11 protein-coding genes are annotated in these 14,555 nt (G+C 54.4%); 2 read left to right on the top strand and 9 right to left on the bottom strand.

Going from position 1 to position 14,555, the window contains the following annotated elements:
- Nucleotides 1-84 precede the first annotated feature (84 nt).
- From KI379_RS01205 to KI379_RS01185, 5 genes are all read right to left on the bottom strand, one after another.
- On the bottom strand, nucleotides 85-1,020 hold the full coding sequence (locus KI379_RS01205; protein WP_212982494.1) for an ABC transporter permease: 936 nt from the start codon (nucleotides 1,018-1,020) through the stop codon (nucleotides 85-87).
- Nucleotides 1,017-1,946, bottom strand: a complete 930-nt coding sequence (locus KI379_RS01200; protein ID WP_212982492.1) for an ABC transporter ATP-binding protein — start codon at nucleotides 1,944-1,946, stop codon at nucleotides 1,017-1,019. Before KI379_RS01200 ends, KI379_RS01205 begins: the two co-directional genes overlap by 4 nt.
- Nucleotides 1,943-4,315, bottom strand: coding sequence for a DUF7408 domain-containing protein (locus tag KI379_RS01195; protein ID WP_212982490.1), 2,373 nt, complete (start codon nucleotides 4,313-4,315; stop codon nucleotides 1,943-1,945). The genes KI379_RS01200 and KI379_RS01195 overlap by 4 nt, the downstream gene beginning before the upstream one ends.
- 366 nt (nucleotides 4,316-4,681) lie before the next feature.
- The gene (gene purU, locus KI379_RS01190; protein WP_076173460.1) at nucleotides 4,682-5,581 is read right to left on the bottom strand and encodes a formyltetrahydrofolate deformylase; all 900 of its coding nucleotides are present in this window, start codon (nucleotides 5,579-5,581) and stop codon (nucleotides 4,682-4,684) included.
- Nucleotides 5,582-5,651: 70 nt separating this feature from the next.
- Nucleotides 5,652-6,773: a deoxyribonuclease IV gene (locus tag KI379_RS01185; RefSeq protein ID WP_089545523.1), complete on the bottom strand. Its 1,122-nt coding sequence runs from the start codon at nucleotides 6,771-6,773 to the stop codon at nucleotides 5,652-5,654.
- A 123-nt stretch (nucleotides 6,774-6,896) separates the two neighbouring features.
- Here KI379_RS01185 and KI379_RS01180 point away from each other — a divergent pair, with 123 nt between their 5' ends.
- Nucleotides 6,897-7,367 carry a DUF2621 family protein gene (locus KI379_RS01180; RefSeq protein ID WP_076173462.1) on the top strand — a complete coding sequence of 157 codons (471 nt, stop codon included), beginning with the start codon at nucleotides 6,897-6,899 and terminating at the stop codon, nucleotides 7,365-7,367.
- A gap of 198 nt (nucleotides 7,368-7,565) precedes the next feature.
- Nucleotides 7,566-8,471, top strand: a complete 906-nt coding sequence (locus KI379_RS01175; RefSeq protein ID WP_212982488.1) for a TIGR01777 family oxidoreductase — start codon at nucleotides 7,566-7,568, stop codon at nucleotides 8,469-8,471.
- 17 nt (nucleotides 8,472-8,488) lie between these two features.
- Here the strand turns inward: KI379_RS01175 and KI379_RS01170 are convergent, their stop codons facing one another.
- The 4 genes from KI379_RS01170 to KI379_RS01155 form a co-directional block, all read right to left on the bottom strand.
- Complete coding sequence (locus KI379_RS01170) at nucleotides 8,489-10,588, bottom strand: DUF6382 domain-containing protein (RefSeq protein WP_212982486.1); 2,100 nt, start codon at nucleotides 10,586-10,588, stop codon at nucleotides 8,489-8,491.
- A 46-nt stretch (nucleotides 10,589-10,634) separates the two neighbouring features.
- On the bottom strand, nucleotides 10,635-11,141 hold the full coding sequence (locus tag KI379_RS01165) for an A24 family peptidase (RefSeq protein WP_280518741.1): 507 nt from the start codon (nucleotides 11,139-11,141) through the stop codon (nucleotides 10,635-10,637).
- Nucleotides 11,142-11,313: 172 nt separating this feature from the next.
- Nucleotides 11,314-12,345 (bottom strand): TadE/TadG family type IV pilus assembly protein, encoded by a 1,032-nt coding sequence (locus KI379_RS01160; protein WP_244879160.1) that lies wholly within the window; start codon nucleotides 12,343-12,345, stop codon nucleotides 11,314-11,316.
- On the bottom strand, nucleotides 12,314-14,548 hold the full coding sequence (locus KI379_RS01155) for a TadE/TadG family type IV pilus assembly protein (RefSeq protein WP_212982484.1): 2,235 nt from the start codon (nucleotides 14,546-14,548) through the stop codon (nucleotides 12,314-12,316). The genes KI379_RS01160 and KI379_RS01155 overlap by 32 nt, the downstream gene beginning before the upstream one ends.
- Nucleotides 14,549-14,555 lie beyond the last annotated feature (7 nt).

The raw sequence follows: 14,555 nt of genomic DNA, 5'->3' as shown, positions 1-14,555 counted from the left end.
GTTTCCACCTCCTTTTTAATGGATAAAATACTCGGCCAGTGTCCTTATCATCCCGTCCTGCTTTCTTTAAGTCCCGTCCAGTACTTACTTCACGGGCTCCATCGTTGCTCCGCCACCCGTGCCGTCTGTCTCTGCCTGCTTCCTCCTCCGGCGAACCGGGCGAATCCGGCGGATGCTGATCCAGAGCGACACGATGATGACCACGCTGTACACCACCACAAATTCCTGCCACAGCTGAATCGGCGCATCCGCGTTGAGCGTCGTTCCCCGGACGAGGAAAGCCTGTTTGGAAAAGCTCGGTTCGAATAAGCTGATCAGCGCCGCCGCCGGATTCAGGCCAAGGATATAACCAACCCAGGAGTAATCCGGCTGCAGCACTGATTGTGCATTTTGTCTCTGAACCAAGCTCAGGGCGAACAGATACAGCAGTCCCGTCAGCAAAAAGATGCACAATCCAACGCCATAAGTCACGATCACGGAGATCATCGTCCGCTTCAGCAGCGTGGAGAAAAGAACCCCCAGCGATCCCAGCATCAGCATAATGAACAGATAGAACAGGAATAGTGAGACCAGCTGATTCAGGGAGATGCCGCCATACATAAATACGATGCTGTATACCGGCAGCGTCGCTACCACGATCAAGGCCATAAAGCTGAGCGAGGATACCAGCTTGCTCAAAATGATCGTCGACGAGCTCTGTTGGGTGGTTAGCAGCATGCTGAGCGTCTGCTTTTCCCGTTCGCTGCTGATGACGCCAGCCGTCAGCGCCGGTGCCATGAATGCGATCAGCACCAGCTGGGCAAAGCTCAGCACATAGAACATGATCTGGCCCATGCCCGAGTTGAATCGGGTCTGCCCGCCGCCGTTCCCGAGGTACATGCTGACATAAATAAAACCCAGGGCGATCAGCCCGAGAACCAAAATATACACCATCAGGGAAATCGCCGACCGGGGGGTCCGCATCCGCAGCCGGAATTCCTTATCCAGCACGGGATTGATCCATTTTCGCGTCCAATTCATGTCGCGGGCCCTCCTTTCGTAATTTCGAGGAATACGTCTTCCAGATTGGTCTGCGCCTCGTGAAACGACAGTACGGGGTAACCCCAAGAGACGATTCTTTGAAGCAGGGCTCTTTGATCCTCATCCCCACCGCCGAAATGAACATGGATGCCGGTGTTGTCGGCAAGCACGCCGCTGACGAAAGGTTCGTCCCGCAGCCTCGCCGCAAGCTCCTCTTCCTTATCCAGCGAACGGATGTGCAGCACTTTTTTGACACGAAGACGATTCTGGATATCGGCCACCCGGCCTTGGGCGACCATTTGCCCGTGCTCAATGACGCCGATTTCATCGACCATTTCCGCCAGCTCGGGCAGGATGTGCGAGGAGATGATGATCGTTTTGCCCATCAGCTTCAGTTCCTTCAAAATTTCGCGCATTTCGATTCGCGCCCGCGGGTCAAGCCCGGATGCCGGTTCGTCGAGAATGAGCACCTTAGGGTCATGCACCAGGCATCTGGCCAGGCACAGCCGCTGCTTCATCCCCCGGGACAGGCTGTCGACGTAGGTGTCCGCTTTGTCGCTCAGGTTGACGAGCTCCAGCAGCTGGGGAATTAATTTGTCCCGCTCCCCGCGCGGGATGTTGTAGCTGGCCCCGTAAAAATGCAGGTACTCCGTCGTTTTCAGCTGGTCATAGACCCCGAAGAAATCCGGCATGTAGCCGATTCTTTTTCGGACCTCCTTGGGGTTTTCGGTCACTTCAAAACCGTCTACCCGCGCGGTGCCCGAAGTGGGCAGCATAAGCGTGGCCAGGATCGACATCGTCGTCGATTTTCCGGCCCCGTTCGGACCAACGAATCCAAAAACCGTTCCCTGCGGAATGTACATATTAATATCTTTTAACGCTTGAAAGCTCCCATAAGTTTTCGTTAAATGTTCGATTTCGATCATGGCTTCTCCGCCCCCTTCAGACTGATCTCCGGAAGTTTCAACTGGACATGCTCCTGGGCTGTCAGCATCAGGCGAATCCGGCCGCCCGCCAAGTATTGTTGGACGTTCTTCTCAGCCTTCCACTGCTTGGTGGCATCCCAGGTTACCGGGTCCCACGTCTGTTTGTCATTGTTGAAAATCCGGTATTCCGTTTTCTTCCCGGGGTTGTTCGCACGGAGAGTCAGCACGGCAGAGGCACCCTGCTTCAGCGCAGGCACCGTGTACTCGAAGGTGATGCTGCCTTGGTCCATTTCGGTGGTCCCGCTTGGATCTTCATACCATCCCGGTGACGATATCTGCGTAACCTTCGGCTGAATAAACCCGAAAGGAATGTTGAGCTTTCCGTTCTGCGCCCAGTCGATGGAAACGGGCTGTGCCCACAGGTTCAGCTGATTGCCTTCCAGCTTCTTGCCCTCCATGGTGTAGCTGACCAGCGGATCTTTGCTCCAGGCCATCACGTAGGAGCCTGACTGATACCATGCCGTGTTCGGAACCGTGGTCATCAGAATTTCGCGTTCCCGCGTAAACTCGTCCGCCTGGCCTCCGGTAAGGTTGCCAAAGATTTGGTTGGCCATATTGTACGGATTAACGGCGGTCGGTTTACTGGCACCCGACAGCGGCTTGGTTTCCCCTTTGCCGAAGTCGCCGAGCTCAAACAGGCTTCCGCCTAGCGCCAGCACCGCATGATTCAGATTATAGGAAGTGTTGTTCGTCACCTGCCCTCCGATGTTCCCCTTGGCATCCAGCTGGATCTTCACATCGAACTGGCCGACCTTCCGGTTCTCCCGGCGATTGGACCATACCTTCGCGAGGGACCACTGCGGCATATCACTCAAGGTTAATCGGGTCGACTGATCACCGACCTCCACAAAGCTGTTCGAACGGTTCGAGCTGCTGAAAGCCCCGTTGGTCCGATCAACCGTCAGATAGGTATGTGCCGGAAAATCAATCGTGAACTCCCCACTCCGGGGCGTAAAGAACGCCGAAGCGCTGACCTCCGAGGCATTGCCCTTGCCGTCCAGCTCCAGCATGTTGATGGTATGGGCGAGCTGTTTGGTTTTATCAGCCGCTCCGATCATGTAGACGGTGCCGCTGGCGATAACCGCGATGAGCGGAATGATCCACCAGGCCCATTCGCGCTTGTCGGCCTTTTTCAGAATCCAGTACAGCACCGGCGCCACAATCACGGCATAAACGATGAGCAGCCAGGCCATGACTGGAAAAGACGGCATTTTCAGCGAAGGAAAATAATCCAGTACGTTGATGAGATTGTACATCTGGTTCTGCATCATGTTGAATTTGTTGTTCGGCTGATTGGACAGCGCCAGGTGATCGCGCAGCAGATACGACCACACCGACGGATGACCGCTCCAGGAAGCCAGCGGTTCCATCGACAAATCGTAGGCTGCATACAGCACGGTGCCCTGCTCGACTTGGCGGGAGGCGATGAGCGGCTTGCCGCCGGCCTGATACATGACCTCTCCTCCTTCCACCGGGGAAGCGTCGGAGAGCGTGAGCTCACCGCCCAGCTCCAGCGGCTTGCCGCCCAGCTTGGCGAGCTCCGGAAGGGATGATGCCGTGTAAGTGCCCGTATACTGAACCGGGGCAATCTGCTCGAAAGCGGCCGCCGACTTCGGATATGCCGCACCGCCGGCAAGGACCAGCTCGCCGCCGGAACGCACCCACTGCTCTACGGCTGCGGCCTGCCCTTTGGACAAGGTGTCCGAGGCAAAACGGTTCAGCACGATGACGTCAAGGCTGTCCAGCAGCATCGGATCCTCAGGCAAATCCGTGCCTTTCAGCGGCAGAACGTTCAGGTCATACCCGCTGCTCCGCAGCACGTTTAAAAAATTCATCGTGTCGGGGTCCTCCGACAGAACAGCCACATTGGAGGCCGTCACAGGCATGCCTTTCAAATAAGGCGTACCGGAGCTGAAGCTGACCCGCTTGCCCTTTTGGAAAGAATTTTTATAAAAGCGGATTTCATTCGTATCCTTGGTGAAGTTGTCCCCCGGAACGCCCATGATGACGACCTTGGCCGTACCCTTCGGCAGTTCGACGTGCTGGACGTAAGTGGCGGGAGCCAGTCCGGTGTCGATCTGGATAACCAGATCTCCGGAAATATCCTGGCTGCTGGTGAGGGTGAATTTGACGGGATTCCAGCTGCCCATTTTCATTTTGCCGTTGTAGCCGATTTCGGTTTTCAGCGAAATGGAAGGGTCATCCTCCGCATGCGCGGTGGCGCCCCATCCAGGCAGGAGCAGCAGCACCCATATGGTAAGCAGCACTGGAAGTACGATCCGCCTTATGTAACGTCGAAATGATTGCATGATTGTCTCCTCTCTTCTCTCAGGCTTCTTTGGTCATTCTACTATAGGGATGCGGCGAAATTGGTAAAATATTTTCATAATTTTGGATAAATTGTCCGAACTGGGCTAAATCGACAAAAAAATCCCGCTCCATGAAGAGCGGGACGGACATACCTACAGCTTGATGCGCACGGTGATCCCCATAGCTCTATGTCATTCATCCTATTGACGAACGCGATGGGGTCAAACCCTGCATCCTCGTCACATCTCCTGAAAACTAGCGAGCCGCTTCTCGTACGCAAAAAGCCTTTATTCATTTTTTCAATGATTCATAGATACTGGCTGCCTGCGCTATAGTTCGCGCCAAGGGTGCCTGTCTATTGCGGGTTACCCGTTAAAAACGACCGTCTTGTTCTCGTGCACCAGAATGCGGTCCTCGATATGCCATTTCACCGCACGCGCCAGCACGACACGCTCGATCGTCCGGCCGATCCGCTTCAGCTCGCTGACATCATCACGGTGGCTGACCCGCTGAACGTCCTGCTCGATGATCGGTCCCCCATCCAGTTCCTCCGTCACGTAGTGCGCGGTCGCCCCGATGATCTTCACCCCGCGCTGATAGGCTTGGGCATACGGTTTACCGCCGACGAAGGCCGGCAGGAACGAATGGTGGATGTTGATGATCCGGTTGCGGTAATGCTCGATAAAGAACGGTGAAACGATCTGCATATACCGGGCGAGGATGATCACGTCGATGTCACCGCCCACGACTTCAAGCTGGCGCTGCTCCGCTTCCTTCTTCGTATCCGCCGTCACCGGAATGTGATGGTACGGAATGCCAAACGATTCCACATATTCCTTCATATCCGGATGGTTGCTGACCACCATGGCGATTTCGGCATCCAGGTCGCCGGCCTGCCACTGCCACAGCAGCTCGACCAGACAATGGTCTTCCTTGGATACGAAAATGGCCAGCTTCTTCTTACGGCTGACGTTCTGCATTTTCCAATCCATCCGGAAGGTCGATGCCACTTCGCTGAATTGGCTTTCCAGCTCCGGCAGCCTCTTCTCCAGCTCCGGCAGGTCGAATTCAACGCGCATAAAGAACATGCCGCCTTCAGGATCCATCGTATATTGGTCCGATTGGACGATATTCGCGCCATGTTGATGCAGAAAATGCGATACCGCCGCCACGATCCCCGGTCCATCCGGACATGAAATCAGCATTCTTGCGCGGTTGGCGTGCGCACTTCCCGTGTTGTTTTCTTTTTTGACGTGCAATTCCATGTGTAAATCCATTCCTCTCTCTCGTGTTCTCTCTCTTGAACCGTATGGCCCCTCTGTGATTCCATTCGGCTTACGCCAAAATCCCTTTACCCGCAAACCAGGCGGTCAGGCGCAGATTGATCTGCTCCTCGCTGAGCTCAGGGAACAGTCCCGCTTCGATAATCATGTCGTACAGGCGCTCCATCGGCTCGCGCGGATCGGCCTTCTTCGCCTTGGCGTCGGTTTTCAGCACATTCCACACGTCCAGCACATATTGGCGTGGATCGACTTCCTGTTTGCCAAAGAAAGAATGCAGCTGTTCAACCTGGCCAAGGAACTCAGAGCCGAAGCGTTCGCCGACATTGCCGCGAAGCAGCGCAATCTCCACCTCGTACATCGGCCGCTGCGTCTTCGCATCCTTGCCGATCCACGGCGTTTCCAGAATGAACGGGAGCCCTTGCAGCTTCTCGTGGTGGACAACGCGGTTGATGGCGTCAAAGCCGATCCAGCCGGATCCGATGGGCGTATGACGGTCTTTGGCGGCGCCGCGCGGATTTTTGCTGTCATTGATATGAACAACGCCGATCCGGTTCAGACCGATGATCCGGTCGAACTCTTCCAGCACGCCATCAAGGTCGTCCACGATATCATAACCGGCGTCATGAATGTGGCAGGTGTCCATGCAGATCGTCAGGCGTTCGTTGTGCTTCACCTTGTCGATCATGCGGGCGATTTCGTCGAACGTGCGTCCCATCTCCGTGCCTTTGCCGGCCATCGTCTCCAGCGCGATATGAACCTCCGTCTCGTTGGTTCCGTCGAGCACTTCATTCAAGCCGTCGGCGATGCGCTGAATGCCGTATTCGGCATCCATGTCGGTGTAGGCGCCGGGATGCAGCACGATGTTTTTGACCCCGATAGCATGGGTCCGGCGGATTTCCTCCTGCAAAAAGTTTACGGCGAGCTCAAACGTATTCGACTTATAAGAGCCGAGGTTAATAATGTAGGGCGCGTGAACGACGATTTCGTCGATGCCGCTCTCCTTCATTTGGGCTTTGCCTTCTTCGATGTACATCGATTCAATGGGCTTACGCCGCGTATTCTGCGGTGCGCCCGTATATATCATAAACGAACTCGATCCATAGGTGTCCGCTTCTTTGGTTGCAGTTAACAGGCCCTTGTCCGAAAAGGACACGTGAGAACCAATTTTGAGCATGGTTTATCCCCCTTAAACGAATTATCCCTTATTTTATCGTGGATAATGAAATAAATCTATAAATGCGTTATAATTCTAAAGAATGGAATATAACTGCGATAAACGATTTATAGAGGTGAAAATATGCATAGTTCACTGGGCACAAAGTTGCTGACTGCAACGGCGCCGTCCAACACGTTTATGAATTCCATATTTGTGTGGGCCATCATTTTGCTTGTGTGCATGGTGATCGGCGGATATTTTATGATCCGCAAATTTCTGAAGGTGCTGCCGAAGAATGACGGCAAGTCCAAGCTGGACTGGCAGAATTACTGGGTCGAAACCAGCCGGCATCTGTGGACGGACGAATCCAAGGCGTTTTTGGACAAACTGGTGAAGCCGGTACCGGGTCCCTTCCGGGATATCGCCAAGCATTCGATTGCAGCCGAAATCGGAAAAATTGCGGTGGAGAGCGGAGCCAAGGAAGTGACGCAGGATCACTGCATCCAAGGATATATCAAAGCAACGCCAAAACGGGATAATAAATTCCTGGTGGCCTTTTTGAACAAGAACCAAATTGACTATACGCCTTACAAGCATCTGATGGACAAATAATCCGCAGCTGGGACCGGGTTTTCAGGACCTTTTCCGAAGACCCGGGAACGGGAAATAGAATAGCGCTTTATAGAAGGAACACCCCCGTGCAGGAGTGCTCACATTGAAGAAATGGGTTCATTTCGACAGTCTGATCTCTGCCGGGGGTTATTTATATACATATCATAAAATGAAATCAACTTCGGAGGAGAGGATCGGATGAGAGTCGCCATTTGCGGAGGTACCGGCTTTATCGGCAGCGCGCTATCAGAGCATTTGCTCAAGAACGGACACGAGGTGACTGTGGTCACCCGCAAGCTTCTGCCCGATCATAAACGCGACCCTAGGCTGGTGTTGTATACGTGGGATGAGATTGCGAGCCATCCCGAATTGATGGAGGGCATCGATGCGCTGGTCAACTTGGCCGGTTCTTCATTAAGCCAGCGGTGGACCGCCAAGGCAAAGGAAAGCATCATCCGCTCCCGCCTCACTACCGTGGCTGCCGTCACCAAGCTCGTGGAGGAGCTGCACAGCAAGCCCGGGGTCGTCATTCAGGCCTCAGCTATTGCCGTCTACGGCACCTCATGGACCGACACCTTTGACGAGAACAGTCCGAAACGGGTCATGGATTTTCCTTCGGATGTCGTCAGCCGGTGGGAAGACGCTGCCGACAGCATCCGGGGCGTACGGCTCGTCAAGCTGCGCATCGGTGTCGTGCTTGGAAATCAGGGCGGAGCCTTCCCGATCATGCGCCTCCCCTACAGGCTGGCGGTCGGCGGCAAAATCGGCAGCGGCCGGCAGTGGCTGTCCTGGATTCATCTGGAAGACATCGTCCGGCTGATCGAGTTTTGCATGACGCATCCGGAGGCCGAGGGTCCGGTAAACGCCACGGCACCTGAGCCGGTTACTAATGATCAATTCGGGCAAGCCGTTGGCCGTGCGTATCATCGGCCTCATTGGTTTCCGGTACCCGCCGTGATGATGAAGGCCGTTCTTGGCGAACAATCCTTAATCATCTTGGAAGGCCAGCGCATTCTTCCGGCCAAGGCGCTCGAGCTGGGCTTTAAATTCCGGTATCCCCGCCTTCAGGAGGCTCTGAACGACCTTGCCAACGAGCAGGGATAAACGTTCTACGAGGGATCTCAGGATACCTTGAACGTATAGACTCCACTGATGATGGTGAAGGTGTCCCCATCTTTCAGCGGATACTCCTTGTAGGGCACCATAGGCTCTCCATGCAGCTTGGTTCCGTTGCGGGAGCCCAGATCCTTGATCAGGTATCCGCCGTCCTTGCCTCTGGCCAGCTCGACATGCGCACGTGAGGTGCCTGTTGAGACTTCTACATACTGGGCAACCTCTTCCGACCTTCCGATCACGAAGTGCGGCAGCGTCAGCTCGATCCGTTCGGAGGGGCGCCCCTCCCCTTCGCGAATCAAATAATAGCCGGGACTGCCGGAGCGTCGGCTTTTCCCTCCAGCAGCACCATCCACAGGCGCAGATAGAAGTACAGTCGCATTACTTCGTCCGGTACCGGACATAGCCTGTCCTTCCTTCAAACGGAAATCGTGTCCGGCGCTTCCATCCGATCCAGCATGCTCGTTGGCCGCACATTCAACCCCGGGTGCATGGATAGCCTCAGCCTCAAGGTGGCTCCACAGACGCTGCCGGATGTCCGAATAATGTTCCCGGTCGGCCGAAGTTTCCCGACCTCCCCGACCTTCCCGATTTTCCCGATTTTCCCGACCAACCCGACCTTCCTGTCCGATCCCAACCCCGCTCCCCAGCCCGAGCCCCTTTTTGTTAGAGCCCACCGCCGAGTAGCTGGGTCCGCTTGTCTCGCTCGTCCTCTGCCCTCCTCCCCTCAGCTCAATACCTGTTGATGCTGCAAGTAAATCCTGCGAAAACTTCCACTTCCAATCCGGTTCCGCATCCTCTGTTCCGTGATCGTCATCATCGCGATCCTTTCGTCTGCTGCCTTTGCCGAACCAGCCGGTCAGCTGCTCCACCTGAAAACGTGGGATTCTCTTCCGTGAAGCCGCACGGCGATCATCGTCGATTTCACCCGATCCGAAATCCGGGATTTCTCCCTCCATCGTTTGCTGCGCAGAACGGCCCAGTTTTAGCTTTCCAGACCAGCTAAGCCAAGCCGCCACACCAAGCAGAATCGTCAATAAGATACTGATCAGCAGCGAGCTTGTCGTGGGTTTCGGCATATAAATCATCCGCCAGATGACGGCGGCACATAATAGACAGCCCAAAGCAATATAGATCTTTCCACCAGACTTTCCGTTTGCTTCCCTCTCATCGTTTGAGTCTAAGACATCGTCACGGTCCGGATTCCGGTTCCAATGGTCAAACGCTTCCTGAAGCCCGCCCACTCCCGGAAAGGAGTCCCTTTCGGGACTCTGTCGGTCTGCCTGCCGCATCGGCATGGACCGCAGCCGATCCCCTTCGGCTGCCCGTGCATTTGTTCTTGCCGCCTGAAAAGGAACCCCGCTGCCCGCTGCAGAATCTTCTGCTTCTCTTATTCCTTTTCCCGAAACACGACTGCCACCTGGCAACCCTTGTCTGTCAGCCTGCTGAATATGATCCTGATACCCTTCTAACGGCTGGCCGCCTCCCGGATGGTCAGCATATCCATGTCCATCATCCTCCTCGGCGGTTAACAGTTCGAGCAGGAGCTTTTTAAAGCCGGAGACCGAAAAGTCCTCGCCTCCGGTGAATTGAAGCAGTCTTTGAACACCGTTTCCCTTTAGCTCCTGGACCGTGGCCATCAGCCGCGTGACTAATTCCTTCAATCGGATTCGCAGCGGCTTATCCTGAAACGGCTCCTCTAGTGGAACATATGTAAAATAAAGCGTTCCCGAGTGCAGGGATCCGTCAACGAAGATGTAATCCTCATCCAGCACATACTTATCCGGCTGCAGCATGTAAGACTTGCTCTCTTCCAGCGTCCCGGCCACCTGGCACAAAAGCCCGTAATAATCCGGCATGCTGAGCCTCTCTCCCCTCAGCACATGGGACAGCATCTTCTTGCCTGTAATGTCATACTGGAGTGTTACCCGGAGATCCATCTCCTTCAGGCGCAGCGGAAGAAATCTGGCAATCCGGGAGGCCGAAATCATAGATAACTCTATATTGTTTAATTCATCGGGACGGTACCCTTCAGCAGGGCCAATGACCATAAAGGTTCCGTCATGTTGAATAAAGTCACGCATCAGCGACTCCAAACCGGTGTTCACCTCCAAAAACCATCTCTAGAAACTTATCACTTCGTAAACTCGAGAATCACAAATACATGCACACGCATACAAAGCCAGGCAGCACGGCAAGCATAAACGGAAAATGAAGCTGCTCTTTCCGATTTCCCCTCAAGCTGGTCAGACTCCTTAATACAATAAATCCGGACAGGCTTCCGGCGGCTTGGCGCAGTCGCTTCATTGCGTCCCTCCTCCACAAGGAGATCAACAGCCCGATAATTCCCGCAAAGATGACCGAATAAACCACGCACTGAACCGCAAACAGAGCGCCCATCCAGGCACCGATCCCGGCAAACAGCTTCACATCTCCGGCTCCGACCGCGCCCATCCAGTACATGACGAGCAGCACCAGGAATCCGGCAGCCATCCCTTTCCCTGCAAACGCGAGCCCGGACCAGCCGGCCCAAATTCCGTGGAAGGTTATCCCCGCGATAATTGCGCTGAAATTTAGCTTATTCGGGATCTTCATCGTCCGGATATCGGTCACAAAAGCAGCGGCAATCAGCACTGCACATCCATATATGGCTGGATTCACGGTACAACCGCCTCCTTTCCCCTTCTTTATGTAGTTGAACTAAACGAACTGTTACCGTAATTACGGTAAGGTATCGGACACATGAGGTTAAGCAGGCCAAAAAGAGGTTTTTCACGACCCAAACGAGGCAAGTACAACAATTGAGGTAAAACCACACCATTTGAGGTATGAGCTATCCCTTTACGACGGTAAACATAACCTCCAGCCGCTGGCCGTCCGAAGTCGTAATGACGAAGGGCCAGGTTCCGGGTGTCGTGTTAGGTCCGACCCACCATTCCCACTCGATGGTTCCATCCGCGTCCGCCTGCTTTTCCCCCAAGTATTTGGCGGTGCTTTGACCGCTTTTATAAAACACGGATAAATTTGCCGATCCGTTTGGAGCGATCTTGGCGCGCACCTTGGCTTTTTTGCCGACATACGCAGGATCGGGTTTGGATAAAATGCTGATGGATGTGCGTCCATCAACATCCCCTTCACCCTCTCCTGAGCCTTCTTCATCGGTGGCGCCGATCCACAGGCGTTCCTGTGCTTTAGCCTGAATCACGACTTTTCTATTGATAAAAGGGACCTTTATCGGCAGCTCGTAGCTCACTTCAATCCCAAAATACGGATCCGTCCTGTTCTTGAGGTCAGGGATTTGAATATTGGAAACATGAATTCGCTCGTAACTTAGAAAATGGCTTTGCATTTGTGGCTTCAATATCGGTTTGACCACCGGATCGAGCACCGCCTCTGCCGTCTGATTTTTTAAATCCTGGAGCGGGGCTTCGGCACGCCCCACTGCCTCATTCGTCCATTCCTTCAGGGGAGACGGAAGAGCCCCCGTATATTGGGAAGCCCAATCGCTTAGCGACAGCTCGGGAACCGACCAGCTCCCGGAGTCACGCTCCTTGGATTCGTCTCCCGTCCCTGCGGATGCTTCCGGCTGGATGGCCAAAGCCACCGGATATATGTGGGAAGATACCAGCTTGACGGTATCCGAAACGGTGCTCTGCAGCGCCGTAGAAATGAGTGTCATCTGAACGATATAAATCAGAAAAATGACGAAGAACAAAAAGACGGGCAGCACCAATGAGGCTTCCAGGACGATGCTGCCCAGCTCCCGCTTCTCCCGCTTCGGAAACGCCTTGGCAAAAGCAGAAGCTCTCCCCCAATTCATGCGGTGAAGCCGATCAATAAGCAAAATCCGCTTTTTTCGTAACATAGTAACGGTTTCCTTCCACGTTATCCGGACTGCCTCCGGCATAACCCGCCATTTGGATCACGCCGGGCAGAAACCACAGCCTCATTCCGATCCGGACTTCTCCTGACGCATACGTGGCGCGTTCTGCGGGATTAATTCCCGTATTCAGACGAATCAGCGCCAGCATTCTGGACATTTTCTTCTCATTGTCGCTGTGGATCAGCAGGAACAATCTCAAGTAGTCGCGGTATGTCATTTGAATCTTGACGTAACTGGACAGCTCTACGGATCCTTCCCTGCAGAGCTTCACCATGTCGGCCATGGCCATCTCTACTCCGTACAGCAGCGCTGCAGCTAGAACGAGCAGCGGGTTTCCCAGTTTGCTGTTCTTCACGAGCCCCTCCATGGTCCGAACCGCCAGCCGTGCCGCAAAAATTTCGGCATAGGCCGCTGACACATTACCCACCGGGTTATGGAAGCCGTACACGATATACTCCAGCTCTTGATGGCTTACGCTCATCTCATCGGCAACCGCATCCCCAAGCCGGCTTCCCGGGCTTGCCGCCGCATCTTTCAGCAGTCCAAGATCAAAATGGGTAAAATACAGCGCTGCATATTCGTTCTGGAACAGTTCATCCTTGATGCCCGACATCATCCCCGCCATGGATCCATACACCGAATCCGTCTGCTTCATGGCCGATTTGCCCGCATCATAGGGGTCATGGTCAAGATCGGTCCCCTTGTACTCGCTGCCTGCGTCTTCCTTATTAAAGGTCAAGCTATCGTCGTAATACTGCTGAAGCTCCTGGTATTCCTCATTGTGCTGCTTCACTTTCTGGTCCAGCTTATTAATGCTTTCCAAAATGCCCGCCGCTTCGGACAGCTTGGCCTTGCTCTGCTTTTCTTTTTCTTTCCTTTCCTTATCGGATCCCCGATGCTCCTGCAGCTGACCCGCCACCCGGTCGAGCTTATTCCCGCTGCCTGACACGGCGTAATCATGGACATAACGGTCAGCGGCGCTTACTCCCCGGATCACCTCATTTTTCATGCGCCCACTGCTTCCCTGAACTCCGGAAGACTCGGCAAGGGAAGATAAAAGGGTGGATAACTGGTTGTTAAAGGCACTATAATCCTGTTTTTGGGTCTGAATTACATCATTCAGTTCCTGAAGCAGACTATCGGACAGCAGCAGTTGGTCTATGCCGTCCCGGATGCCATGAATCGCCGCTGGATCGCTTCCGGATGCTTCCGGTGCCGCCCCCGGGATTATGGCGCTCCCGACCTGATCGTAGCCTTCGGTCCCGCCGCGGTTTCCGGCTTCTGCAATCACTTCCTTCATCTTATCGTTGCTGCTCCGGGCCTCCTCCCAGTACTCCAGGGCATTCTGGAGTTCCTTCGCATGACTCTTGGCCGCCGAGGACTGGATGCCCTGCAGGCGGGAAATGACCTTTCCTGAGCTGCGGTTATACTCACGTATTTCCGAGCTGTACTGTTCCTTTTCGTCTTCGCCACGGTTTGCATCCTGATTGACCTTGTCTACGTAGTCCTCATATTGTGCGGCGATGTCGGCCGCGGTGACCACTTCCGAAGAACCGAGCGATTGGTCCGGAATCGCCCCTCCGGCAGGCTTCATGATCAAATCCGGTGCCTCCTTCAGGCTTTGACCGGCCTTTCTCTGGGCCGCCAGCATCTGATCTAGGGCCTCCTCGCGCTTGTCATACAGCTTCTGCAGCTTGCCCAGGACATCCACCGTATCCGAGGCTTCCTTCATGGATTCGGACAGCGGCTTGAACCTGCTGACGAGTTCCAGGGAAAAGTCGATGGGCGCTTTATACTTCATCTCCTCGCTGACTTCCCTATTAAAAATGTCATACTCCCCCAGCATCCGTTCCATCTTGAGCGACGAGGTGTCCAGCTGAAGCGGAAGCAGATCAAACCGATCGCTGCGGTCTCCCTTATCCATCGTGCTGTTAAGCACGCCTGCCATAATCTGATCGCCGCTCGTGCTGCCGTGTGCAAAAAGTCCATACCTTTCCTGCAGTTCAGGGTCGTACGACGACATGACCGACCGGACCGCCGCACGGACCAACCGCTCGCTCTGCGCCTTCATCGCCGCAATCCGGGCGTAGTCGATAAATAATGCGACAAACGCAAAAATCATGGCCAAAACCCCAATAAGAAAGATGGATACCGATCCACTTTCCGAGCGTCTCTTACCGAACAACCGCCAA

Source organism: Paenibacillus cineris (genome assembly GCF_018333335.1).
Classification (GTDB): domain Bacteria; phylum Bacillota; class Bacilli; order Paenibacillales; family Paenibacillaceae; genus Paenibacillus_AQ; species Paenibacillus_AQ favisporus.
This window is presented reverse-complemented; position numbering and strand designations above follow the sequence as displayed.

What these genes read in the sequence shown, in the direction of transcription:
- KI379_RS01200 (WP_212982492.1), bottom strand. Translation starts at nt 1,946, where the DNA reads ATGATCGAAATCGAACATTTAACGAAAACTTATGGGAGCTTTCAAGCG.
- KI379_RS01205 (WP_212982494.1), bottom strand. Translation starts at nt 1,020, where the DNA reads ATGAATTGGACGCGAAAATGGATCAATCCCGTGCTGGATAAGGAATTC.
- KI379_RS01180 (WP_076173462.1), top strand. Translation starts at nt 6,897, where the DNA reads ATGCATAGTTCACTGGGCACAAAGTTGCTGACTGCAACGGCGCCGTCC.
- KI379_RS01195 (WP_212982490.1), bottom strand. Translation starts at nt 4,315, where the DNA reads ATGCAATCATTTCGACGTTACATAAGGCGGATCGTACTTCCAGTGCTG.
- KI379_RS01185 (WP_089545523.1), bottom strand. Translation starts at nt 6,773, where the DNA reads ATGCTCAAAATTGGTTCTCACGTGTCCTTTTCGGACAAGGGCCTGTTA.
- KI379_RS01175 (WP_212982488.1), top strand. Translation starts at nt 7,566, where the DNA reads ATGAGAGTCGCCATTTGCGGAGGTACCGGCTTTATCGGCAGCGCGCTA.
- purU (WP_076173460.1), bottom strand. Translation starts at nt 5,581, where the DNA reads ATGGAATTGCACGTCAAAAAAGAAAACAACACGGGAAGTGCGCACGCC.
- KI379_RS01160 (WP_244879160.1), bottom strand. Translation starts at nt 12,345, where the DNA reads ATGTTACGAAAAAAGCGGATTTTGCTTATTGATCGGCTTCACCGCATG.